The organism is Thermosynechococcus sp. HN-54 (genome assembly GCF_023650955.1).
Lineage (GTDB): Bacteria > Cyanobacteriota > Cyanobacteriia > Thermosynechococcales > Thermosynechococcaceae > Thermosynechococcus.
This window is the reverse complement of sequence record NZ_CP098039.1, coordinates 1,594,597-1,618,805: the sequence shown is the minus strand read 5'-3', so window position 1 is coordinate 1,618,805 and position 24,209 is coordinate 1,594,597. Positions and strand designations below refer to the sequence as shown.

24 protein-coding genes are annotated in these 24,209 nt (G+C 52.2%); 8 read left to right on the top strand and 16 right to left on the bottom strand.

Annotation, left to right across the window (positions count from 1 at the left end; translation table 11 throughout):
- The first annotated feature begins 8 nt into the window (after positions 1 to 8).
- Entirely contained in the window at positions 9 to 1,259 is a 1,251-nt protein-coding gene (locus tag NBE99_RS07840; protein ID WP_250681545.1) for a VWA domain-containing protein, read from the top strand.
- Here the strand turns inward: NBE99_RS07840 and NBE99_RS07835 are convergent.
- From NBE99_RS07835 to NBE99_RS07815, 5 genes are read right to left on the bottom strand one after another with little or no spacing between them, the layout of a single operon-like run.
- Complete coding sequence (locus NBE99_RS07835; RefSeq protein WP_250681544.1) at positions 1,251 to 2,027, bottom strand: S-adenosyl-l-methionine hydroxide adenosyltransferase family protein; 777 nt, start codon at positions 2,025 to 2,027, stop codon at positions 1,251 to 1,253. The two genes, NBE99_RS07840 and NBE99_RS07835, sit on opposite strands and share 9 nt — an antisense overlap.
- Before the next feature lie 7 nt (positions 2,028 to 2,034).
- Positions 2,035 to 2,769: an SDR family oxidoreductase gene (locus NBE99_RS07830; RefSeq protein ID WP_250681543.1), complete on the bottom strand. Its 735-nt coding sequence runs from the start codon at positions 2,767 to 2,769 to the stop codon at positions 2,035 to 2,037.
- Positions 2,766 to 4,124 carry an FAD-binding oxidoreductase gene (locus NBE99_RS07825; protein ID WP_250681542.1) on the bottom strand — a complete coding sequence of 453 codons (1,359 nt, stop codon included), beginning with the start codon at positions 4,122 to 4,124 and terminating at the stop codon, positions 2,766 to 2,768. The genes NBE99_RS07830 and NBE99_RS07825 overlap by 4 nt, the downstream gene beginning before the upstream one ends.
- On the bottom strand, positions 4,102 to 4,509 hold the full coding sequence (locus tag NBE99_RS07820) for a GtrA family protein (protein ID WP_250681541.1): 408 nt from the start codon (positions 4,507 to 4,509) through the stop codon (positions 4,102 to 4,104). The genes NBE99_RS07825 and NBE99_RS07820 overlap by 23 nt, the downstream gene beginning before the upstream one ends.
- Positions 4,506 to 5,912 carry a UbiA family prenyltransferase gene (locus NBE99_RS07815; RefSeq protein ID WP_250681540.1) on the bottom strand — a complete coding sequence of 469 codons (1,407 nt, stop codon included), beginning with the start codon at positions 5,910 to 5,912 and terminating at the stop codon, positions 4,506 to 4,508. The genes NBE99_RS07820 and NBE99_RS07815 overlap by 4 nt, the downstream gene beginning before the upstream one ends.
- A 179-nt stretch (positions 5,913 to 6,091) precedes the next feature.
- Between NBE99_RS07815 and NBE99_RS07810 the strand changes: the two genes are divergently transcribed.
- Genes NBE99_RS07810 through NBE99_RS07790 form a run of 5 tightly spaced genes read left to right on the top strand, consistent with a single transcriptional unit; the run spans position 6,092 to position 9,373 of the window.
- Entirely contained in the window at positions 6,092 to 7,051 is a 960-nt protein-coding gene (locus NBE99_RS07810) for an SPFH domain-containing protein (protein WP_250681539.1), read from the top strand.
- A gap of 3 nt (positions 7,052 to 7,054) precedes the next feature.
- Complete coding sequence (purS, locus tag NBE99_RS07805; protein WP_250681538.1) at positions 7,055 to 7,324, top strand: phosphoribosylformylglycinamidine synthase subunit PurS; 270 nt, start codon at positions 7,055 to 7,057, stop codon at positions 7,322 to 7,324.
- A 5-nt stretch (positions 7,325 to 7,329) separates the two neighbouring features.
- Positions 7,330 to 7,935, top strand: coding sequence for a hypothetical protein (locus NBE99_RS07800; RefSeq protein WP_250681537.1), 606 nt, complete (start codon positions 7,330 to 7,332; stop codon positions 7,933 to 7,935).
- The gene (gene purQ, locus NBE99_RS07795) at positions 7,932 to 8,657 is read left to right on the top strand and encodes a phosphoribosylformylglycinamidine synthase subunit PurQ (RefSeq protein ID WP_250681536.1); all 726 of its coding nucleotides are present in this window, start codon (positions 7,932 to 7,934) and stop codon (positions 8,655 to 8,657) included. Before NBE99_RS07800 ends, purQ begins: the two co-directional genes overlap by 4 nt.
- Positions 8,658 to 8,659: 2 nt before the next feature.
- Positions 8,660 to 9,373: a C40 family peptidase gene (locus tag NBE99_RS07790; RefSeq protein ID WP_250681535.1), complete on the top strand. Its 714-nt coding sequence runs from the start codon at positions 8,660 to 8,662 to the stop codon at positions 9,371 to 9,373.
- Here NBE99_RS07790 and NBE99_RS07785 read toward each other — a convergent pair.
- From NBE99_RS07785 to NBE99_RS07765, 5 genes are all read right to left on the bottom strand, one after another.
- Positions 9,370 to 10,533 (bottom strand): GuaB3 family IMP dehydrogenase-related protein, encoded by a 1,164-nt coding sequence (locus NBE99_RS07785; RefSeq protein ID WP_250681534.1) that lies wholly within the window; start codon positions 10,531 to 10,533, stop codon positions 9,370 to 9,372. The two genes, NBE99_RS07790 and NBE99_RS07785, sit on opposite strands and share 4 nt — an antisense overlap.
- A gap of 112 nt (positions 10,534 to 10,645) precedes the next feature.
- Positions 10,646 to 11,551: a hypothetical protein gene (locus NBE99_RS07780; RefSeq protein ID WP_250681533.1), complete on the bottom strand. Its 906-nt coding sequence runs from the start codon at positions 11,549 to 11,551 to the stop codon at positions 10,646 to 10,648.
- Positions 11,552 to 11,698: 147 nt separating this feature from the next.
- The gene (gene glyS, locus NBE99_RS07775) at positions 11,699 to 13,879 is read right to left on the bottom strand and encodes a glycine--tRNA ligase subunit beta (RefSeq protein WP_250683705.1); all 2,181 of its coding nucleotides are present in this window, start codon (positions 13,877 to 13,879) and stop codon (positions 11,699 to 11,701) included.
- A gap of 12 nt (positions 13,880 to 13,891) precedes the next feature.
- Positions 13,892 to 16,039: a polyribonucleotide nucleotidyltransferase gene (locus NBE99_RS07770; protein ID WP_250681532.1), complete on the bottom strand. Its 2,148-nt coding sequence runs from the start codon at positions 16,037 to 16,039 to the stop codon at positions 13,892 to 13,894.
- Between the two features lie 70 nt (positions 16,040 to 16,109).
- Positions 16,110 to 17,135, bottom strand: a complete 1,026-nt coding sequence (locus NBE99_RS07765) for a hypothetical protein (RefSeq protein ID WP_250681531.1) — start codon at positions 17,133 to 17,135, stop codon at positions 16,110 to 16,112.
- 188 nt (positions 17,136 to 17,323) lie between these two features.
- On the opposite strand from NBE99_RS07765, the gene NBE99_RS07760 reads away from it, so the two are divergent.
- A complete protein-coding gene (locus tag NBE99_RS07760) occupies positions 17,324 to 17,725 on the top strand; it encodes a hypothetical protein (RefSeq protein WP_250681530.1) in 402 nt (133 codons plus the stop codon).
- Positions 17,726 to 17,758: 33 nt separating this feature from the next.
- A complete protein-coding gene (gene menA / locus NBE99_RS07755) occupies positions 17,759 to 18,655 on the top strand; it encodes a 2-carboxy-1,4-naphthoquinone phytyltransferase (RefSeq protein WP_250681529.1) in 897 nt (298 codons plus the stop codon).
- On the opposite strand, the gene NBE99_RS07750 is transcribed toward menA, so the two are convergent.
- The 6 genes from NBE99_RS07750 to thrS form a co-directional block, all read right to left on the bottom strand.
- Positions 18,643 to 18,906: a DUF5340 domain-containing protein gene (locus NBE99_RS07750; RefSeq protein ID WP_250681528.1), complete on the bottom strand. Its 264-nt coding sequence runs from the start codon at positions 18,904 to 18,906 to the stop codon at positions 18,643 to 18,645. The two genes, menA and NBE99_RS07750, sit on opposite strands and share 13 nt — an antisense overlap.
- A 51-nt stretch (positions 18,907 to 18,957) precedes the next feature.
- Complete coding sequence (locus NBE99_RS07745; protein ID WP_315897323.1) at positions 18,958 to 19,464, bottom strand: GNAT family N-acetyltransferase; 507 nt, start codon at positions 19,462 to 19,464, stop codon at positions 18,958 to 18,960.
- A 177-nt stretch (positions 19,465 to 19,641) separates the two neighbouring features.
- Positions 19,642 to 20,298 (bottom strand): NAD(P)H-dependent oxidoreductase, encoded by a 657-nt coding sequence (locus NBE99_RS07740; protein ID WP_250681526.1) that lies wholly within the window; start codon positions 20,296 to 20,298, stop codon positions 19,642 to 19,644.
- Positions 20,299 to 20,718: 420 nt separating this feature from the next.
- A complete protein-coding gene (locus tag NBE99_RS07735; RefSeq protein WP_250681525.1) occupies positions 20,719 to 20,973 on the bottom strand; it encodes a transposase in 255 nt (84 codons plus the stop codon).
- A gap of 564 nt (positions 20,974 to 21,537) precedes the next feature.
- Entirely contained in the window at positions 21,538 to 22,383 is an 846-nt protein-coding gene (locus tag NBE99_RS07730; RefSeq protein WP_250681524.1) for a glycosyltransferase, read from the bottom strand.
- Positions 22,361 to 24,175: a threonine--tRNA ligase gene (gene thrS / locus NBE99_RS07725; RefSeq protein ID WP_250681523.1), complete on the bottom strand. Its 1,815-nt coding sequence runs from the start codon at positions 24,173 to 24,175 to the stop codon at positions 22,361 to 22,363. Before thrS ends, NBE99_RS07730 begins: the two co-directional genes overlap by 23 nt.
- Positions 24,176 to 24,209: the final 34 nt, after the last annotated feature.

The window sequence follows — 24,209 nt, the reverse complement described above, 5'->3', positions numbered from 1 at the left end:
TTGCCCTCATGACGGTTGAACTCATTGCCAAACTTAGCGATCCCATTGTCAGTGCAGGCCAAGGGACACAACGCCAACTCGAACTGACGTTAACGGCACAGCGGCAACAACAACAGCGCGCTCCCCTCAATCTCTGCTTGATTTTGGATCACAGTGGCTCAATGGCCGGGCAACCTTTGGAAACGGTGAAACGAGCTGCGCAGTCCTTGGTGGATCGGTTACTGCCGACGGATCGCCTGAGTGTTGTCGCCTTTGATCACAAAGCTCAGGTGCTAGTGCCCAATCAATTTGTCGAGAACAAAGCTGCAATCAAAGCGCAAATTGCAACCCTTGAGCCGAGTGGCGGCACCGCCATTGATCTAGGGATGAAACTGGCCCTGACAGAGTTGGCCAAAGCTAAACAGGGAACCATCTCCCAAGCTTTTTTGCTCACCGATGGCGAGAATGAACATGGCGATAATCAACGCTGCCTTGAACTGGCCAAGCTGGCGGCGGAGTATAACATCACCTTTAATACCTTGGGGTTTGGCATCCACTGGAATCAGGATGTCCTTGAACAAATTGCCGATGCTGCGGCTGGACGTTTAGTCTTTATTGAATATGCGGAGCAGGCGATCGCCTGTTTTCAATCCCTCTTTAGCCACATCAGCACGGTGGACTACACCAATGCCCATGTCCTGCTCACCCTTAGTGAAGCCGCTCAACTGGGAAACTTCAAGCCAGTGAACCAAGTGGCTCCCGATACGATTGAACTCACCTACGAAAGCCCCAGCCCCCATGAGTATGTGATTCGCGTTGGCGATGTCTCTGCCACCATCAAACGGACACTCCTAATCACCCTCAGTACCCAACCCTTACCGCCGGGGTCTCACCTGATTGGCTTTGTGCAAGTCCGCTATGATGACCCCGTGCAGCAGACCACGGGTCTTTTCTCTGAAAAAATTCCCCTCACCCTCACGGCAGAACCTGACCACATCCCCCAAGTGGATCCAGAAGTGCAGCAGAGCATTCTCACCCTCGAAAAATACCGCAAGACCAAGTTGGCGGAAACGAAACTGCAAGCGGGAGACACTGTGGGCGCGGCCACCTTTCTTCAGAGTGCCGCCAAAACGGCTCTGCAAATGGGGGACACGGAAGCGGCAAAAGTCCTTGAAGCCTCAGCCCAAGAGCTACAACAACAATCTACCCTCAGTGAATCCACCCTCAAGCGCACCCGCATTGCCTCAAAAACCGTCCTGAGCAATCCCCCCTCAAACTAGCCACAGGGCATCGCCATTCTGGCAGCCTAAGACCGACTGAGCACTGCCGCCATTCACCGCTAGCTCAATAAACCCATGACTGCCGACCAAGGCAATTAGGTGCTGGGGGGGAGCCTCGCCATAGGTTTGCACAAGGGGAATCTGCTGCCCCTGAATCTGGATCTGCTGGTAGCCCTTGACTAAAAGAGCCGCAGGGAGAGTGGTGACCACATTGCCAAAGTGATCAATGGCTTGAATCCAGCCTTGGACGCCTTGGGGCGTGATCTCATAGGTGAGATGGGGCAACCGCACCAAACTGTCTGGGTCAATGGCAGAGCCAAGGCGCGCGAGATCTGTTCCTGCCGCTATATGGGCAGCCACAGGGGCAAAAATATCCCGCCCATGGAAGGTGGCACTGGGGTTGGGGGTACGCCAAAACTGCGGCTGGGTGAGTTCAACCACTCGCCGGGGGGGATAGCGATCGCACACGTGGGTAAAGACCCCATTATCTGGACCAATGCAATACCCACTGCCGAGATCGAGGGCGATCGCTCGCCGACTGGTTCCCACCCCCGGATCCACCACCACCAAATGCACCGTTTCTGGAGGAAAATAGGGCACCGCTTGCAGTAGCTGAAAACTGGCCGTGCGGCAATCCTGGGCTGGAATTTCATGGCATAGATCAATCATCTGAGCTTGGGGATGGATACTTAAGATGACCCCCTTCATCACCCCCACGTACACATCCTGATGGCCAAAATCGGTCAGCAGGGTAATCCAACGAGTCATGGGCAGTTCACAGAGACAGTCGCTTAAACAAGGGTTCAGGAAGCCAACGAATCACCACCATGATCCAGCGCCAAATGGGTCGCACGTAGATCACGTCTTTCTTTTTTTCTATCGCTGAGAAGATAGCATTGGCCACTTCCTGTGGCTGGGCAGTGAGTAGGGGGGGCAACTTCATGCCTTCAGTCATCCGTGTATGGACATAGCCCGGCAAAACCGTTAAGGTCTGCACCCCCGATTGGGCAAGGCGATGCCGCAACCCCGACAAAAATGCTGTGAACCCCGCCTTGGCGGAGCCATAGAAGTAATTACTCGCCCGCCCCCGTTCCCCAGCCACAGAGGAAATCCCCACCAACGTCCCAAACCCCCGTTGCTCAAATACATTGGCAAACAGACTCAAAATGACCGCTGGGCCTTCATAATTCGTGCGCATCACTTCAAGGGCAAGGGACAAATCCTGCTCACAGGCTTTTTGGTCTGGCATGAAGCCGACAACGCAGATCACAATCGCCGGTTGCTCAGGGAGTTCTTGGATAAAACTTGCATGGGTCTCCACTGCCAAGACATCAAATTCATGGAGACTGACGGCCACACCGTAGCGGATTTGCAAATCCGCTTTATCTGCCTCTAGGCGACTGACCTGCCGTGCCGCCAATTGAATTGGATAGCCCTGAGCCGCAAAGCGGTGGGCGATCGCCCGCCCCATATCGGAAGTTGCCCCCAAAATCAGCACAGGAGCCGTCATAAATTTAGCCTCTTCGACTGTTCTGAAGCAAAGTGGACATTCCACTGATGAGCGTTCCTGACTTGCACAAACCTCTCGACCCGAGAATCGGACTTGCGTAAGCACATCGGCGTTAAATGGCTATCCTTGGCGAGGTAAAACCGACCCCCATAATGCAGGGTGATTTCCTCCAGTTGATCTAAAACTTTGAAGGTGCGCTGAGACACAGGAAAGTCAAGGGCTAAGGTATAGCCCGCCATCGGGAAGGAAAAATAGCCCTGTTGATCCCCTAGCTGTTTCAAGACCGCCAGAAATGACCCCGCCCCAGCCGCTGACGTGCAATGCAGTAACTCAGACAGGCCTTCGCGGGCAGTCCTCAAGGGCAAGACGCATTGGAACTGGACAAAGCCGCGCCGCCCATAGATGCGATTCCATCCCAACAGACTATCAAGGGGATAGAAGAAAGTATCCCAATCAACAAAGGACTGCCCAGCTTTGCGTTGCTGATTTAGAAAATACAGTTGATTAAAGGCACGCACGGTCAATGCATTCAAGGCACCATTGGGAAAATCCACGGGAATCGAGAGTTTGCGGCGTCGCGGAGTCCGCCGTGGCCTTTGGCGATATTTGGCTGGCAACTCCTCCCGTGTCGCGTGTTCCCCTAGCATGACCACAGACCGCCCTAACTGCGAACCAACCGCCAGACAATCAATCCAAGCCACGGAGTAGGTCACGTCCTGAGCAGCTTCAAAGAGATTAATGACCTCGTCTAAATTCTTGGCGATACGGGTGGTTTGGCGAATCCAAGCGGTTTCAATGGGGCGTAATCGAAAGGCTGCCCTGAGGATCACCCCTGTCAGACCCATGCCCCCCACCGTCCAGTAAAATAAATCCCGATTTTCGGAAGGGGAGCAGCGATGGATTTGACCCCCCGTGGTTAGGAGATCCAACCAGTCCAAGCTCTGAACAAAACTTCCTTCTTTGTGGTGATTCTTACCATGGACATCAGCCGCAATCATGCCCCCCACTGTTACAAACTTCGTACCGGGGGTAATCAAGGGAAACCAACCACGCGGCACGAAAAGCTCCAGAATGTCTGCCAACAGAACCCCTGCCTCAGCAATTAATTGACCGGTTTGCGGATTAAATCCTAAGAGGCGGTTGAAGTGACGCATTTGCAGTGTTGCTTTCCCATTGAGGGCGCTATCCCCATAGGCACGGCCATTACCGCGGGCAATGAGCGGCAAACCGCTGTTGAGCAGCTGGAGAATTTCGGATTCTGAGCGCGGGCAATACACATGACAGGGCTGTACAGGATAACGTCCCCAGCCGCAGAGCTGTTGTAGATAGCCCCTATGAGTGATGGGAGAAGACATATCGCTTATCTAGGTGATACTTGACAACATAGCCAATCGTTAAACCAATGATTGCCCCAAGTTCTCGCATGAAATGGCTTTGCCAAAGTAACCAAAAGACGGTTTCAAATCCCCAAAAGATGGCAGTTGTGAAAATCCCCATCGAAGCATAGAGACTAAATTGACGACTATCGTGATAAATGCCTTTTCTATGATCAAAAAAGATCCAGCGTTTATCTAGATAATATTTCACCACTAAACCCACCAGTGTACCGACTGCAACGGCAGCAATAAGGTAAGGCAAGCGATTATCAATCAGTAATATCACTCTTTGAGAAAATAGATTCATAAAGGTGGCAATAGCGGCAAAAGCCGCATAGCGAAGAATGAGGGTTTGTAACGTCATAAAATCCCACCTAAAATAAAGCAAACTAGACAAATCAAGAAACAGATTTGACTTTGTCGATCTTTAATTGCATAAACGATTGGATCATAGTGCATCAAACCTCGATGGGCCAGCATGATAGTTCGGGTAATCCAGTATAGAAGCACACAGCAAATGCCCCAGAGCACCTGTGGCCTTGTGTAAAGAAGCTGGACTTGGGGAGAATTAATGTAAAGGGCTAGGACAAGAATAGAGACATACCCTGCCCCAATTGCCATCATTGTGAGCACAGGTAAATCGTCAATATGATAGCCCCGACCACTAGCTCTAAGCTGTTTGCGATCGCGATGATCCACCAGTTCTGCTTGCCGCTTGACCGTTGCCAGACAAAAGAAGAAAAACATTGAGAAGGCCAACAGCCACACACTGAGGGCAATCCCTGTGGCAACCGCACCCGCAAAGATACGAATCGTGTAAAGGCCAGCCAGCGTGCAAATGTCAATAATAATCCGCCGCTTTAGGTAAAAGGAGTAGGCAGTCGTGAGACCATAATAGAGCAGTAGAATCCCAAGAAAGGGTAAATGAATCGTTGTGGCGATCGCCATCCCCAGTCCTAAGAGGACTAAAATCATCCAGATTCCATGGAAGAGGGGAAGATCCCCAGCAGCAAAGGGACGATAACGCTTGCGGGGATGGGCGCGATCGGCGTGCAAGTCCAAAAGATCATTTAAGACATAGACACTGGACGCCGTCAAACTAAAAGCAACCGCTGCCACCAGCGAAATCCCAAAGGTGGGCAAATTAAACTGATGCCCCGCGAGCATAGGCACAAAGACCAAAACATTTTTTACCCACTGATAGGGGCGAATTTCTTTTAAGTAAGGCTTAATGCTCCGTTTTGTGCTGCCTAGATGTTCCACATTGGGGTTGATTTGCTCGACTTTTTTGCGCAGCCGAGGAGACGCATTGACCGTAATTGCTTTGGCCGCAACTGCCCAGACAGGTAAATCAGCCTCAGAATCTCCCATATAGATAAAATTCTTCTCACCAAAACGCTCTACGATAAACCTTGCCTTACGCACTCCCTTCAAATTAAGCTGGCCATCAGACCCATAAACCTCATCAAAAAGCCCTAAATGGGCAGCAATCTTCTCAGCAATGAGCTGATCAGTGGTAGTAACGAGGGCAACCTTACCCCCCTTTGCTTTCCAATCTTGGATATACTGAATAACTTCTGAGTTGTAGGGTAATGTGGTAACGTCTAAGTCAGTAAAGGTAGCTAATTTTCTTTTGATCTGGGCATGATTAAAGCTTCTTGTTTTGAATAATTGAATTAGAGGCCCACTAAAAAACAAAAAAGTTAATTCTAGAAGAACATCCGTTCTCAGTAGTTTGTTATCCAGATCAATAAGAAGATAAACCATTTTTTACAGTGTAAGGTTTTGCTGTATTTCTTAATCTGCTGAAAAGGGCTGTATCGTACTGTAACCAGCAACGCACCCCTAGGGGAATGGGTAACAGATTATGAATTCACTGCGGGTGGGCATAACGCTCAGGCTGCGAGCCACTAGAGTAGTAGTGAATTGGTTTGGGAACGGAAATTATGGGTGAACTCTTTGGCCTGCTATTGCTATTGGGGTTTGGGGGCTGGGGTGTTGCCAACTCCGTGCGGATCGTCAATCAGGGCAATATGGCCTTGGTGGAGCGCTTGGGCAGCTATAGCCGTCGCTTGGAACCAGGGTTAAACTTTACAGTGCCAGTCCTTGACCGTGTGGTCTTTGAGGAAACGATTCGCGAAAAGGTCTTGGATATTCCGCCGCAGCAGTGTATTACCCGCGACAATGTGACGATTACGGTGGATGCCGTCGTTTATTGGCGGATTATTGATATGGAGCGCGCCTACTATAAGGTGGAAAACCTGAAGATGGCGATGGTGAATTTGGTGCAAACGCAAATTCGGGCGGAAATGGGGAAGCTGGAACTGGATGAAACCTTTACCGCTCGTACTCAGGTGAATGAGAATCTCCTGCGGGATCTCGATATTGCCACAGATCCATGGGGCGTGAAGGTAACCCGTGTGGAGCTGCGGGATATTGCCCCCTCGAAGGCTGTTCAGGACTCGATGGAACTGCAAATGTCCGCTGAGCGCAAAAAACGGGCTGCGATTCTCACCTCTGAAGGGGAGCGGGAAGCGGCCATTAACTCTGCTCGGGGTAAAGCGGAAGCCCAAGTGCTAGCCGCTGAAGCGGAACAAAAAGCAGCTATTCTCGCAGCCGAAGCGGAACAAAAAGTGGTGGTGTTGCGTGCCCAAGCAGAGCGCCAAAATCAGATTTTGCGTGCCCAAGGGACGGCGGAGGCAATGAAGATTATTGCGGCGGCGCTGCGCGAAGATCCGAAGGCGAAGGAGGCCTTGCAGTTTCTCTTGGCTCAGAGTTATTTGGATATGGGGCGTACCATTGGCCACAGTAATAGTAGTAAAGTACTATTTATGGATCCCAGCAGTATCCCAGCAACGATCGAGGGTGTGAAATCCCTGATCGAGGAGTCGCCCCGCGAGGTATAGTCTATGGCACAATTTCAGGCACAGGTTTTTGTGACGCTGCGGCCATCGGTGTTAGACCCAGCAGGGGTGGCAGTACAGGCGGGAATTCACCATCTAGGCTATACGAATGTGCAAGCGGTGCGCATTGGCAAACTGGTGGAACTCACTCTAGAGGCCAGCGATCGCGCCACTGCCGAGGCACAACTCGCCCATATTGCCGATCAACTGTTGGCCAATCCCGTGATTGAAACATTTCGCATTGAAGTGCAGGAACTTGCCACTGCCGCAGGGTAGGCACGATGTTTAACTGGTGGGATCAGCTATTGGCCAGTATCGAGGCGGGCATCAAGGCTGGGATTGAATCGGGATTGCAGTCCTTGGCGGACACCCTTGCCCCCTTGCTTCAGGTACCGGAACCCGCAGCCCCCTTCCAACGGGTGGCTCTCTTTCGGGCGGGGGTGGATCAACCCCTTGCTGGCGCGGGTCTTAGGGTGGAAGGTGCCGCTTGGTGTCTGGAGTCCCACTGGCCGCAGACGATTCCCCTCTTTGAACTGCCAGAAGCCCATCTCTGGTTGGAAGTGCCCTCGGCTCAAGGGGGAGATCAATTGCTCCTGTGTCGCGCCTTAGTAAAAACTGGGGCATTGCCCGAGGGGGGACAATTGTTCCTCAGCCGCAGTCAACCCTTTGGTTGGACATTTTCGCGCACCGTCTCCCTCGTGGGCGATCGCGACTGGCACCTGTGCGAAGTGCCTTTTCACCTGAAACCTGAACCCCAGACCCCCGGCTTGATTAAAATTGGGGTGGAATTTATGGGACGCGGTGTCATTTGGCTACGGGATATTGAGCTGCTCCATGCCCCAGCCAAGTTAAAGCCGATTACTGACGTGATGGATGAATTGCTGTGAGTCATGCCCTAAAGGTGGGGATTGTTGTTTTTCCCGGATCTAATTGCGATCGCGATGTGGCCTATGTTACGAGTGAGCTTCTCGGCTGGCCCACTGAACTGCTGTGGCACGAGGAAACCAATTTGGCGAACTACGATTTAATTGTCCTGCCAGGGGGCTTCAGTTTTGGTGATTATTTGCGCTGTGGGGCGATCGCTCGCTTCTCACCGATCATGGCTGCTGTCAAAGACCATGCCGCTGCAGGCAAATGGGTACTCGGCATTTGCAATGGTTTTCAAATTCTCACCGAGGCGAAACTCCTACCGGGGGCACTGGTGCGTAACCGTGACTTGCACTTTATCTGCGATCGCGTGCATTTGCGCCTAGAAGCCAAAGAGCGGCCGTGGTTGCAAGGCTATGGGGAGAAGACCGTGATCCGCTTGCCCATTGCCCATGGCGAGGGATGTTACTATGCGGATGCTGCTACCCTCGCTGAACTGGAAGCCAACCGCCAAGTCCTCTTTCGCTACGCCGATGCCCAAGGGAATGTCACCCCTGAGAGTAATCCCAATGGTTCGCTCAACAATATCGCCGGTATTTGCAATGCTGCTGGCAACGTGTTGGGCATGATGCCGCACCCTGAGCGGGCTGCTGACCCGGCTCTGTGCCACTCCCCCAGTGATCACACCTTGGATGGCTTGCAATTGTTCAAATCACTTTTGATGGCGGCAGCTGAGGTTTAGAGGTGTTCTCGTCTTTTGAGGCGCTGCAGCTTTATCAACTTAGGGCAACCGTCAACCTCTATGATGCACCAACGGGCGATCGCCTTGCCACCCAAGGCGCGGCAGGCCGTTTTTTGTGGGTTCCCCTCAGTGAAACTAGACCTCCGCAGCGGCGACTTTGGGTACAACTGGCGGAGGATGAATACTGGGGCTGGCTTGACCCAAAGGATGCCCCCTACCTTGAGCCAGCAACACGCCCCTATCACGCAATTCCCCGCGATCGCGCCTACATCGAGGCTGTCCTTGAAGACGTGATTGCCTTTTGCTTCGCGGCACAGCAGAGACCCCATGAATATCTCTGGGGAGGAACTGTCGCTCCCAATTACGACTGCTCAGGCTTAATGCAGGCCAGTTTTGCCAGTCAAGGCATTTGGCTGCCGCGGGATGCCTATCAGCAGGAGGCCTTTGCCACTCCCCTGAGGGGTAAGTCCATTGAGGAAACCTTACCCCACCTTCAGCGGGGGGACTTAGTCTTTTTCGGTACCCGTGAAAAGGCGACCCATGTGGGTCTCTATCTGGGACAGGGGCAGTACATCCATAGCTCTGGCAAGGAATATGGCCGCAATGGTATTGGCATTGATACCCTCTACCCCAGTGAAGATCCCGTAAGTATTGCCTATCAGCAGCAGTTTCGCGGTGGCGGGCGCATTGAGTACAGCTACATTCCCCTAGGTTAGCGCCCCATCCCCAGTTTCTGTGCTTTTTGATAGACTTTGCCTTCTGTGAGGAGGGAGGGGGCAATGACAATCTCCACCTGTTGCATTTCCCGCAGATCCTTGGCACCAAGGGTGCTCATGCTGGTTTGCAACGCCCCAAGGAAATTGTGAGTGCCATCGTCCAACTGGGCCGGTCCCCGTAGAATCTGCTCGAGGGTACCGGTGGTGCCTACATGGATACGTGTGCCCCGCGGCAAAACAGGACTAGGCGTGGCCATACCCCAGTGATAACCGCGACCGGGAGCTTCTTTGGCACGGGCAAAGGGGGATCCCATCATCACCGCATCTGCACCACAGGCAATACATTTGCAGACATCGCCACCCGTGACAAGACCCCCATCGGCAATCACAGGCACATAGCGTTGCGTCTGTTCAAAATAGGCATCCCGTGCCGCTGCACAGTCGGCGATCGCGGTGACTTGAGGCACCCCCACCCCAAGCACCCCACGGGAAGTACAGGCAGCACCCGGTCCAATCCCTACCAGAATTGCCGCTGCACCACAGTGCATGAGACTGAGGGCCACCTCATAGGTGACGCAGTTCCCCAAAATCACGGGCATCGGCATCCGTTCACAAAAGGCGGCCAGATCTAGAGGTTCTGTGCCCTCAGGGGCAATGTGAGATGGTGACACAACTGTTGCTTGCACAAATAGTAAATCAGCGCCTGCTGCTGCCACCACATCGCCAAAACGACTGGCCCCCGCTGGGGTTAAACTGACGGCAGCAATCCCCCCTTGGGATTTGATTTCTTGAATCCGTTTTTCAATCAAGTGGGGCTGAATGGGCTGCGCATACAACTGCTGCATCAGGGGCACAAATTCATCCACGCTGACGCTGGCAATGCGTTCGAGAATTGGTGCTGGATCTTCGTAGCGGGTTTGAATCCCCTCAAGGTTGAGGACGCCCAGTGCCCCCATTTGGCTGAGTTTGACGGCCATCGTGACATCCACGACCCCATCCATGGCACTGGCAATAATCGGAATTTCCCGTTCAATGGCACCAATGCGCCAGCGGGTGTCGGCGAGTTGGGGATCAAGGGTGCGGTTGCCGGGGACAAGGGCAATTTCATCAATACCGTAGGCGCGACGGGCGGTGCGATGTCCCCCTAGTTGAATCGTCATGGTGTTCCTCGCAGTAGGTGGGCTAAATGATCAAGTACGGTGTCTAAGTTGTTGTTGGCAGTGCAACAAATTTACAAAAATTTACAACATCTCGACAAGCCACGCCTTGGCGCTAGTTCAATGGTGGGTTGGGCGATCGCCGAACCGGGCGAAAGGACGTCGGACGCGGCGATGTGGGCGATGAACCGGGACGCTGAGGCTGCGGTCTTTGGGGACGGGCTGGCCGTGCCTTGGCTTTCTTGGGCTTCTTGATTTTGCGGGGGGGCAGAATCCCCACCGTGGTTGCCTCCTGAACCACTAAGCTTGTCCCCTGGCGCTGCACTTGAAAGTCCCAAAAGTAGCCCGGCGACTTCATGGGTACTGTTCCCACTAGTTTTAGTTTGAAGGCTTTGGGTTTCTCGCCTCGCCGACGCGGCAACTGTTGAATTTTAACGACGACGAAGTTCTTTTCTTGGGAGTTGAAGATCACTTCTCCGCGTACAGAAAAGTAGCCGTCATTGACGCCGGGATCCGCTGCTGTGGCATTGGCCTGTTGCAGGCGTTCCGGTTCCCATACGCCCACAATTTGCAGGTGTAGTTTCACCTCTTCCTTGTCAACGTCGCGGGTGCGGGGATAGACCACCCAGAGGTGGGGTTGATTCAGGTCGAGATATTTTTTAATCAGGTTCATCACCTGCCCCAAGAGGACGGTTTCAATTTCCACGCCATCCTCGGTCATCATCATCCCGCGGTTGAACTCCTCCTCCGAAGCGGGCACATAGCGACCGCGCACAACCCCGATCGCCCGATATTGCATCCGTTCACTGGGGGGTGGAATTGGCTGGGGGCGGGAAGGAAGCTCTTCTTGCTCTGGAATGGGGGCTTCAGGAGCAGTATTGACCTTGGGCGGTGAGCTACCCGCTGCGGCAACACCGAGAATTTCTGGGCGAGGTTTGGTTTCTAACTCAGGGGAAGGCGTTGGCGGAGTCGCTGGAGTCTTCTTGGCGCGGGGGCGCTTGGCCGGGGGTTCAGCAGTCATGGCAATTCTCGCAAACGGTCTAAACACCAATTGAGCGACTGTTCAGATGAACAGGCCACGGCAATTCTCAATTGGGGTACTCTCAATTATGCGTTGCCGCTGTGAGCTAAGCAACACTTTTGTTCCTGCCAAAACTTGTGAGAATTATCAGCTGGATGGAACGCTCTCCGTTTGGACGATCGCCCCAAAATCGCCAATAATTGCCGCACAGTTGCGCAACAAACCAAGGAGCGCTAGGCGATTGGCGCGCACGGCTGCATCCTCTGCCATCACTAGGACACTTTCCTCGCCATCGAAGAAGCGACTGACAATCGGGGCAAGGGAGACTAAAGCAGCCACAATTTCCCCATAGGCACGCTGCCCCTGCGCCTGTTGCACCTTTGGCAAGATGTCCTTGAGGGCGGCATAAAATTCCTTTTCAATCGGGGCTTCGAGGTGCTTGGCCTTGACAGCGCGGATATTCAGGCAGTCTGTCCCTAGGGTGCCTTGGCATGCCAAGCGAGCAGCGCGGTTCACCGTGGGGTAAATGGCCATCAGTTCACCGGATTGGCGCAGTTTTTGTAGAAATTGGGCGCGATCGCGGGCATCAACCACATCGCTAAGGGCACGGGTCTGCAACTCCGGCTGATCCTCTGGAATGACGGCATTCACTAGGTCATACTCAATGCCCAACTCCTCTTGAAGGAGTGTCCGCAGCCGTTGGCTAAAAAACTGCCGCAGTTGCTGCTTTAAGTCCCTAGCACTGAGCTTGGCAGCAAATTGGCGACAAAAGGCTTGGGCGTATTCATGCAGGAGAGCAAGGAGATCCAAGTGATGTTCCCCCTGCCAAAGAATGGTGATCACGGCATTGGCAGCCCGCCGTAGGGCAAAGGGATCTGATGAACCCGTGGGACACAGGCCGATGCCAAAAAGGCAGACTAAGGTATCCAAGCGATCGGCCAATCCCACCACCTGACCCGTGAGGCTTTGGGGCGGGCGATCGCCGGCAAAACGAGGCAGGTAATGTTCAAAAATCCCCGTAGCCACCGCTGGCGCCTCCCCGGAGACCGTGGCATACACTTGCCCCATGTAGCCCTGAAGTTCAGGAAATTCCCCCACCATCTGCGTCACTAGATCCGCTTTGCACAGGCAGGCCGTGCGTTCAATGGCAGCAATGTCCGCAGCCGCACAATTTAAGGCGGTGGCAATTTGGCGAGCCAGCCCAGTTAGCCGCTCCACTTTGTCGGCCATGGATCCCAATTCATCTTGGAAGGTGACCGTGGTTAGTTTGTCACGGTAGTGCTCTAGGGGCTGTGCCGTATCCGCCTTATAGAAGAACTCGGCATCCGCTAGGCGGGCACGAATCACCCGCTCATTCCCAGCACGAATCAAGGGGGTGGCCGCAGGATCGCCATTGCTAATTGTGATGAACACAGGGAGCAGCGCTTGGCGAGTGGCATCGGTGTACACAGGAAAATACCGTTGATGCGACACCAATACCGTTGTAATCACCTCAAGGGGCAGGGCAAGAAACCGCGCTTCAAAACTCCCCAAAACCGCCGTTGGCCATTCCACAAGGTGGGTGACTTCCTCCAAAAGGGGCACCTCTAAATCCACCCATCCCGCCGCCTCCGCAGCAAGGGCAGCAATTTGCTTGCGAATCTGTTGCTGGCGGACTTCTGGATCCACCAAGACTCCCGCCGTTTCAAGGGCAGCTTCATAGTCTGGGGCATGCTTGAGGACAATGGCCCCTTGAGACAGCACCCGATGGCCATAGGTGGTGCGATCGCTGGCAATGCGCACGGAATGGCTCTCCAAGACCAAGGGCAGCACCTGATCTTCCCACAGCAGCACCAGCCAACGAATGGGACGCGAAAACCGCAAATCCCCATCCCCCCAGCGCATGAAGCGGACACCCTCAAGGGCAGTAATCCACTGTGGCGCTAACTCGGTCAATAGTTGGGGCGTCGGTTGGCCGGGGCGAACTTGCTTGAGATAGACCACCTCCCCTTTTTCTGTGGGGCGGATTTCAATTTCCTCAAGACTGCCTTGGCGCGATCGCAGGAACCCCAAGAGGGCAGGGGTGGGTTCCCCCTCGCGAAAGGCCACGCTGGCCGCTGGTCCTTTGATCTCAATTGCTTGATTCGGCTGCTGGGGGGGTAACCCCTCAATCAGTACCGCTAAGCGGCGCGGGGTTGCCCAGACTTTGACTTCCCCCACCAGTCCCTGTTCCTTGAGGGTTTGGGGAATCAGGGTGTGCCACTGGCGCAGGACACTACTGACAAAGCGGGCGGGGAGATCCTCGGTTCCCACCTCCAAGAGGAATGTATGCGGTGATGACTTGGGCATGGTGACCATGGGCTAGACAACGGAGCTACTGCGGGCGGCTTCAGCCTCGTCGGGATGGATCCCAAGGCGCGTCAGGTTAATACGGCCTTTGCTGTCCACCTCACGAATTTTGACAACAATTTCATCGCCAATTTTCACTTCGTCCTCGACTTTGCCAACGCGATACTCCGCCAACTGGGAAATGTGGATCATCCCCTCTTTGCCGGGGAGAAACTCGACAAAAGCACCGATGGGAATAATCCGCGTCACCTTGCCCAGATAGACATCACCGGCGTTGAGCTTTCGCGTCAAACCCTCAATGGCTGCCCGTGCCTGTTTGGCATTGGTTTCATTGGGGGCAGTAATGGTGACCAGCCCTTCTTCACTAATGTCCACCTTAACATTGTATTGCTCGGAGATACTGCGCACGGTTTTACCCCCCGGACCAATGACGAGGCCAATCATATCGGGGGGAATTTGCAACGTCAGCAGCCGTGGCGCACTGGGGGGTAGTTGTGGACGCGGTTTGTCGAGCACCGCCAGCATTTTCTCAAGGATATGGAGTCGAGCTGGACGAGCCTGTGCGATCGCCTGCTTGATCACGGCCACGGGCAAGCCAGTGATTTTCATATCCATTTGCAGGGCGGTAATACCGCTATCGGTGCCAGCCACTTTGAAGTCCATGTCGCCAAGGAAGTCTTCAATCCCCTGAATGTCGGTGAGGATGCGTACCTCATTACCCTCCTTGATCAGCCCCATGGCCGCCCCACTGACGGGCTTGCGAATGGGTACCCCGGCATCCATCAAGGAGAGGGTAGAACCACAAACGGATCCCATGGACGTAGAACCATCGGAAGAGAGCACCTCCGACACGACCCGAATCACGTAGGGAAACTCTTCCTTGGGGGGAATGACGGGTTCAAGGGCACGCTCTGCAAGGGCACCATGGCCAATTTCGCGCCGCCCGGGCGATCGCAGGGGTTTGACTTCACCCACAGAGTAGGGGGGAAAGTTATAGTGGTGGAGATAACGTTTACTGTCCTCAGGATGCAGATCATCGAGGGCTTGGGCATCGGCAGGAGAACCGAGGGTGGTCACAGACATCACCTGCGTCAAGCCGCGATTAAAGAGGGCACTACCATGAACCCGCTCTGGCAGAACCCCCACCTCACACCAAATGGGGCGCACCTCATCAAGACGGCGGCCATCCACTCGCACCCCTTCTTCAATAATTTGCTGCCGCATGAGTTTTTTCGTCACGGCCTTAAAGAGGGTGGGTAGGGCTTTGGGGTTTTCCGCCGCCGCCACGGCCACCGGGTGATCCTCGGGTAGAGCCGCAATCTCTTGGGCGATCGCCCCTTGCACTTCATCGAGGGCAGCATCGCGAACATTTTTGTCCTTTTCAAAGCGTTTGAGAATGGCTTTGACCGGTTCAACAGCGCGATCATAGATAAAGTTTTCCAAGGTGGGGTCGATCGCTGGTGGTTCCGCTTTAACGATGTCAATGCCCAGTTGCTTGAGGAGATCCCGCTGCGCTTGAATCAGGTCTTGGATCACCTCATAGCCAAAGTCAATGGCCTCAATCATGTCGGCTTCGGGCAGTTCATTTGCCCCTGCCTCCACCATCACCACGCCATCGGGAGAGCCGGCCACGACCAGATCTAAGCCACCGCGCTCAATTTCTTTGTAGGTGGGGTTGATAATAAACTCATCCCCCACAAGCCCCACCCGCACCGCTGCCATTGGACCATTAAAGGGAATTTGCGCCAAGAGAACGGCGATTGAGGCGCCCGTTACCGCCAATACATCGGGGGGAACATTTTCATCCAAGGAAACCGTCGTTGCCACCACTTGCAGATCATCGCGCAACCATTGGGGAAAGAGGGGGCGCAGCGGTCGGTCAATCAGGCGACCAATGAGAATCGCTTTTTCGGGGGGGCGACCCTCACGCCGTAAAAAACCGCCGGGAATCCGCCCAGCGGCATAGAGGCGTTCTTCGTAATCCACCACAAGGGGTAAAAAATCAATGCCTTCGCGAGCGGCAGCACGATTCGCCGTCACTAGGACAGCCGTTTCTCCCGAACTAATGAGAATAGAACCGGCGGCTTGGGGGGCAAATTTTTGCAATACTACCTTAATATCCCGTCCATCTAGGGGGATAATTTTTTCTAGACCCTTCATTTGCGTTCTATTTTGTCCTTCTTCGTACTTCTTTCTCTCTACTAGAATAGCCGCTTCTGCCCCTCATCCGCTAAAGTTCAAGGATGACCCGTGTCCCCTTGAGAACTGCAAGGCTAGGGGTGGCTGACCAACTCTGTGTTAATAAAATTTGTATCAGTTCTACCGATCGCCGGCTGCTGGGGCTGTCCTGTAACCCCAAATAGAAACTGGCGGAGTGGTGGCTATCTTGACCGGTCACTTGCAGGAGATCATTGGCATAGTGCATGACTTTTTCCATCTGGGTTTGCAAGTTGCTCCACAGATCGACATTGCGGAGATTGCTTAAGGTCTCGGCCACCACATCTTGGCGGTGTTGAATTAAGATGGTTCGCGGCTGTAGCTCTGGCGGTAAATCCGCAAAGAAAATGGCCGGGCCATAGCCAATGAGATGAACCGTTTCCATCCATTTGGTTTGCGGCAGCAGCAATTGCCGCACAATATGACAGGCCAAGGCAGTAATAATTAACCCTTGGCTATGGGCAACGAGGTAAAGTTCGGCACCCGTTTGGAGTCCCTTGACAATTTCATAGGCCAACCGCAGGGTGGGACGCGGCGCACCGACTGGAAAGACACCATAAAGATACTGGACAAAATCTCCCCAGCCTAATTTCTGTAGGAATGATAGGTCAAGGAGTTTCGTTAAGTCAGCAGCACTATTGAGACTGAGGGGGCGCTGTTGCAGTTGGCTGGGTTGGGCGATCGCCAGAATATCCGCATCGTCGGCGAGGTCTTTGTTCACCAGTTGACCGAGGAGTTTGGCATAGTCATAGCGGCGATCTTTTGCCGGATCAGGGGCTGGATTCTCTGGCCAAAAGTGGTAGAGTTCCGCCTTTCCAAGAAAACTTTCCAGCAGATCCGCTTGGAAGCCATGGGTTTGGTTGTGAATGCCACGAATTTCTAAAGGGTGAGCGGCTGTGAGAGCGGCGAGGCGATTCAGATCCCGCAGTTGCTTGGCGCGATCGCTCCCTACCCCATTCACATGAAGTAAACGCCGTCGGAGGGGGGCACCCAAGGGGGTGTCCGGCAAAATAATCGTACCGTCTAGGAGAGGGGTCATAGGGAATTTGGAAATTCCAATGAGAGACTTTGGTGAAACGCAATAAAAGGCGGCTAAATTGTGATCATCATCACAGTCATTCTATCGGGGGATAGGTCATACTAGATAGTGACTCAGTACTATCCGAGTCATCAACAGGGAACACACAACGAGCCGACAGACTGTCAGTAAGTTTGTCGGTTTTTTTTATGATTTCAGTCATGCCCCACAAAAAGATCACGCTTCGTTTAGATGCCGAACTCTATGGCCAACTCCAACGCTGGCAAGTGCAACAGGGATGCCGTTCCCTCAGTGAGACAATTCGTAAAATTTTGCAACAATCTCTTCAGCCGACGGAGATGGCCTGTCCTACAGTTTTGCAGCGTCTAAGTGCCCTAGAACAGCAAGTGGCAGCCCTTGAACGCCGACTGTGCCCGCCTCAACCCACTATCGAAACGCTGACGATGGCAGAGCTAGAGCGGCTGACTCGCCCACAACTAGTGGCCTTAGCGCGGGACTTGGGCATCTATAGCTATAAGCTGAGTAATCCAGCATTGCGGCACGCCATTTGGGCAGCGAAACAGGCGATCGAGGGGCAGGAGCAGCAATGATATGCTGACGAAGGTAACTCAAGTATAGGTGCGATGGTTCGTCCGTCAGACTCCATGGATCGCTCCCGTTTGTGGTGGGCGGCGATTAAACTTCCCATGTACAGTGTGGCTGTGATGCCTATTTGGCTGGGCACAGCGGTGGCGATCGCCGAGACGGGAAGGGTACACTGGTGGCCTTTTGGGTTGTTTCTGACAGCAGCCGTGCTGATTTTGGTCTGGCTGAATCTCAGTAATGATGTCTTTGATGCTGAGACGGGGATCGATCGCCACAAGTACCATTCTGTGGTCAATCTCACAGGCAAAAAGCAACTCATCTTCTGGCTGAGCAACCTCTGCTTACTCCTGGGGCTACTGGGGATTGTGGCCATTAGTTGGCTGCAACAGGATGCAACGGTTTTAGGGGTGGTATTACTCTGCTGCGCCCTAGGCTATAGCTACCAAGGGCCACCCTTTCGTTTGGGCTATTTGGGCTTGGGAGAGCCAATTTGTTTTATCTGCTTTGGACCACTGGCGATCGCTGCCGCCTACTACAGTCAAGTGCAAGCGTTTAGTTCGAGCATCTGGCCGGTAGCTCTCCTCAATGGTCTGACGACAACGCTGATTCTTTTTTGCTCCCACTTTCATCAGGTGGCCGATGATCTAGCGGCTGGCAAACGTTCGCCGGTCGTGCGCCTAGGGACGGCTCGCAGTGCCCAACTGGTCTATGGTGCCTGTGGTCTCTTTTATGGTGTTTTGGTGATCAGCGTGGCGTGGGGAATCCTGCCGTGGCCAACGCTGCTGGCTTTGAGTTCGCTGCCTTGGGGGATCTATTTGTGCCAGCGGATGGCGCAATTTCACAGTGTCCCTGAGCAGATCAAGAACTCGAAATTTATTGCCGTGCAACTGCATTTTTGGAGTAGCTTGCTCTTGGGATTAGGCTATTTGCTTTGAGCTTGGGGGCGATCGCGATTCAACGACCACTGGTACTCTACACTGCCGCCGCCCAATTGCCATTCCTCCTCAAACTGCTTTTGTAGCCGTAGGGCTTTGCGCAGATGAATGACCGCACTATGAAGCTGCTGGTAGCCACTGGAGTGGGGAGGGAGGGCGGGTAAGGAGACCTGTTCCAAAATTTGCAGCGCTAACTCGTAATGAATGTGGGCAGGGACAGGCACTTCATCCGAAGGGGTAGGGGAAAGCATCACCGGGGCAAACACCTCCAAGGAACAACAGTTGAGCTTGATATCGTGGCTTTAGCGGCGGCGGGGACGGCGATAGGTCAGCCGCTCGGAGCGATCGCGCTCGTAGGCAATCAGTCGGCCATAGATTTCATGCTTCGTCAAGTTTAAGGAAAAGAACACATGCCGCCGCGGATTGCCAAAGCCCTTACGGGTAAAAAACTTGACTGCGGGCGTGTTGGCCGGATCGGTATCCACCAGCATAAATCGCGCCCCCTCCTCAATCATCCGCTCGATGAGCTTATCCACCAGCTTATCGGCAATGCCTCGCCGCTGATAGTGGGGATGCACCCCCAGCCAGTTAATGTAACCATAGACCCACGGGGCTTTGCTAATAATCGTGCCCAAAATAAACCCAGCGACCTGAGAATCCGCTTCGGCCACCAGACAGTATTCGGGATCGGTGTTGTAGAAGCCAATGACCTCCCATTCATCCCAGATGCGATAGAGCGAAGGATACAAATCACTAGTGAAGAGTTCCTCGCCAAGGTGAAACACCGGGGCAATGTCGTCAATCCCCATCTCGCGAATAATAATATTGGCGGGTTCGGCGCGATCCTCTTCTTTTTCTTTGTCGGGAACAATTTCTAGATCGACTAAATTTTGGTCGATGGGATCATCGGTGTGCAAAGACATACAAACGCGGTTACCGAGCTATTTCTAGCTTAGCCTATGCTCATCGGAGTCAAGAGAGCAATTCTAGCGCACTTCCACAACCGCCTCTAGGGAATAGCGCACCTTGGGGAGCGTTGCGTACTTGTCATCAGCGGCACGGTAGCCAGCCGCACACAAAACCACGGCATGGTAGCCTTGGGCGGGTAGATCGAGAATGCGGTCATACTCTTGGGGCAAGAAACCCTCCATCGGACAGGTGTCAATTCCCAGTAGAGCCGCCGTCACCATGAACTGCCCCAAGGCAATATAGACTTGACGGGTTGACCATTCATCAACATTGAGCGGGTAAGGGGGCGATTGCAAAAAGCGCTTGACCAAGTCACCATAGCCTTGCAGATTTTCCGCGGTGGTATTGTGAACTTCTGCCTGCCGCGCAAGGTAGCGATCGACATCGGCACTATTGAGATTGGTTTTAATCGCAAAGACCACGAGGTGAGAGGCATCCACCACCTGCCGTTGATTCGATGTGTGGGGCAGCAGGGCTTGGCGCAGTTGAGCGCTCTCAATGACGTAAAACTTCCACGGTTGCAGGCCAAAGGAGGAGGGAGCAAGGACAAGACTTTGCAGGAGGACTTGCCAAAGATCCGCAGGAATCTTGCGATCGGTATCAAACTTTTTTGTAGCATAGCGCCATTGCAGTTGCTGCAAAATCGTTGTTGCTGAAATCGGCGTCTCAGTCATTCGGTTCACCAGAGAATTCACTAGAGCGATTACCCGAAGAATACGCTACGCGATCGCGAGTACCACTAGTGGTTAATTTTGACAGACTATAAAGGTAGAGTCAACTGAACTTTGTGTATTTAGAGCGATACAGAAGTGTTGAATCCTGCAACAAAACTTAACATCCTAAGGGACAAGTAGCTCTAGCTACCAATCAAAGCTCCAAGGCGCTATCGAGCAGCGACGACTGATTTCGAGTTGCAAATATCGTAATTTATCTAATAGCTTCCTCCCAAAGTATTCAGGTATCTCCACTAGCTCTAAAATTAAATATGCAATTAAAACTATGTAAATTTGATTCATCACCCCGTTCAAACTCTTCGTAATCAGCTTGTCTAATGATAAATGCATCTTTAGAAATTTCCATAGGTTCTCAATCGCTCATCGATGACGATACAGCTCACTCACTTCCTCCTCACTCAGATGCGTTAGATTTGTCGCAATACGAAACTCCCTTTGACTCTCATCAAAAAATTGAACCACTCGATATCTCTCATGATTAAACTTCATTCTCATGGTACTCTTAATACGCACAACAAATAAACACTTCCTCTCACTCAGTCGCTCTAAAAATCTCCAACTCGCAAATTCTCTATCCATGATGGCAATGGCGTTCTCAGGGATCAGTCCTAACATCTCTTCCTGAAATCTCAGGTCATGCCTCTCCCCAAAAGATATCACTGCCTTACCTAGGATGTTCTCTGTTCAATCAAATCCCCTGATTAACTTCACTGAATGGTATTTGTAGAACCAAAAGAGTTTACTGGTCAGGGTAAGGACGGTGGAATCGATAGGAAACAGCCTCAGACTTGAAGAGCGATGTCTCTTTTGAGCGTGAGACATCAGTTGAGTGTAAATCCCCTCAAATAAGCGGGTTATCCGAGTTTTGTTGGCTTTGGAAAAAGTGGACATGTCCACCGTGATTCCTGAATGATTCAAGCGATAAAATAAGGCTCTCATGCTGGTTAACCCTTGGTCGAGAACGTAGGTCAACCAGATTTTCAAGAACAATTGAGAGTTCAGGACAGGGTAGTCGCAGGGGCTGAGCCGCTTGAGAATCGACTTGACAAGAACTGAATAAAGATGCAATAGTAAGTTGAATATTTCTTCTTCTTTTAAGGGAAGAAATGTCGTATTCTTCCTTTTTTTTACCCTCTTAAACTATCTTTCAACACTTTTGGGGCTGTAGGTTATTGAAATTTAAGTACATTTTTTTAAATTATCTTGAGGTTGAAAAAAGTCTTTTGTTTTTATTGATCTTGCACAAAGAATTTTGGGAATAATAACTTTAATAAATAAAGCAGAAATAAAAATAAGTGTTTGCAAAATCAAGTTTTCTCCTGTTTCTATCTGCAATCGCAGAGTATCACACAAAACTGATATTGTATCAGTTGATGAAATACCTCCAAGAATAAACTCTCCAGCAATGAAGTCACAAGCATGAAACTTATAGCCATTTTGAATAGCGGTTTTAATAAATAAATAGTCTGCACCTAGTGGAAATCTGTGAGAATAATATCCTAATTGCTCATGAAGGCTTTTCTTAATCAGAGTACCAACAGAATGAGCGGATATGTAAGCTCCTGCCGAGAATAACCATGGCTTGCCTCTATTTGGATATCTGACCTTTTCACCAATGTAAACACGCGCTGATAGAATAGATGCCTTCGTATAGTAAGCAGCTTTTCGATATAGCTCTATTGCGTTGGGCTCTAGTAAATCTCCGGCACCTAAAACAAGATAGTAATCACCATAAGCAATTTTAATTGCTTTATTTATAGCATCATATATACCAAAATCTGGTTCTGAGATAATTTTTATGTTTAAATTCTTTACAGCTTTAATAATATTGACAGTATTATCGATTGATGCACCATCACTAATAATCCACTCAAAGTTTTTGTCTGTTTGATTTTCAAGGCTTCTAATAGTTGGAATAATTTTATCTTCAACATTGAGAGTTGCTGTGATAATTGATATAAAAGGGTAGGTCATCATTAAATCAATATGGATGAATTGCCCATTATTGCCATTGGATCTCGGCATCCATCGCATTCATAGCTGCGGTGAGTTTTTCCATCAGTGCCTTGACAGGCAAGGCGCCGACATCTCCCGCTGCACGGGTGCGGATACTCACGGTCTCGCTTTCGACTTCCTTGGCACCGATAATGCCCATTACAGGAATTTTCTGAGTTTCGGCGTTGCGGATTTGTTTGCCGAGGCGATCGCCACTGCCATCCACGCTCACGCGCACCCCCTGCGCTTGCAGTTGAGCCGCCACACGTTCGGCATAGGGACGTTGCTCATCCCCCACGGGCAACAGGCGCATCTGCTCTGGTGCCAGCCAGAAGGGGAAATCTCCCGCATACTCCTCAATGAGAATGCCAATGAGCCGCTCCAGCGAGCCAAAGGGGGCACGGTGAATCATCACCGGTCGGCGGCGGGTATTGTCTTCAGCCACATATTCCAAGTCAAAGCGCTCAGGCAAATTGTAGTCCACCTGAACTGTTCCCAGTTGCCACTCCCGACCGAGGGCATCCTCAAAGATAAAGTCGAGCTTAGGACCATAGAACGCCGCTTCACCAATCCCCAAAAAGTGCTCCATGCCCAACTGTTCTACGGCTCGCTGAATGGCTGATTCTGCTTTTGACCAAGCCTCATCGGAGCCAATGTACTTATCGGATTTGGGATCCCGGAAGCTCAACCGTGCCTTGAACTTATTCAGACGCAGACAGCGGAAGACCGAGAGAATGAGGTCAACCACACTCAAAAACTCGGCATCCAACTGCTCTGGGGTGACAAAGAGGTGGGAGTCATCAACGGTAAAGCCCCGCACCCGTGTCAAGCCCCCCAATTCTCCCGACTGCTCATAGCGATAGACGGTACCAAACTCCGCCAGCCGCAGAGGCAAGTCACGGTAGGAACGCAGCTCACTTTTATAGATTTGAATGTGGAAGGGGCAGTTCATTGGCTTAAGGACAAACCCCTGCTCATTGGCTGCGGCCTCAGCATCCTCGGCCATCAGGGGGAACATATCCTCTTTGTACTTTTGCCAGTGGCCAGAGGTCTTAAATAAATCCACACGGGCAATGTGGGGGGTTACCACCGGTAGATATCCCCGCTTCAGTTGCTCTTTTTTAAGAAACTCCTCAAGGGTTGAGCGCAGAATTGTTCCCTTGGGAGTCCATAAGGGCAAGCCCGGCCCTACGGCATCGGCAAAGATAAAGAGTCCCAGTTCCTTGCCCAGTTTGCGGTGATCACGGCGCAGGGCTTCTTGTTTACGGCGTTTATACTCCGCCAGTTGTTCAGGGGTTTCCCAAGCCGTGCCATAAATACGCTGAAGTTGGGCTTTGGTTTCATCACCTCGCCAGTAGGCACCGGCAACGCTTTCGAGGGCGATCGCCTTGGGATTAATCTCACCCGTGTTTTCCACATGAGGCCCTGCACACAAGTCCCACCACTCATCCCCGAGGTGGTAAATCGTAATTGGCTCTTCGAGATCTTGCAGAATTTCTAGCTTATAGGGTTCTCCCAATTCGCGGATGCGGCGCTCGGCTTCCTTACGGGTCACTTCCTCACGGATCACTGGTAGCTTGCGTTTAATGATCTTGACCATCTCCTTCTCAATGAGCTTTAGGTCTTTTTCAGTGAAGGGTTCCGGGTGGTCAAAATCGTAATAAAACCCATTCTCAATCCAAGGGCCAATCGTCACCTGCGCCTTGGGAAACAGCTTCTGGACTGCCATTGCCAAAATATGTGATGTGGTGTGGCGAATACGCTTAATTCGCTCCGACTCACTGGTTTTGGGGAGGTGGATAGGGGCAGCAGATTCTGGCATAGGGTGTGACGTATCAAAAAAATCTTTAATGAGG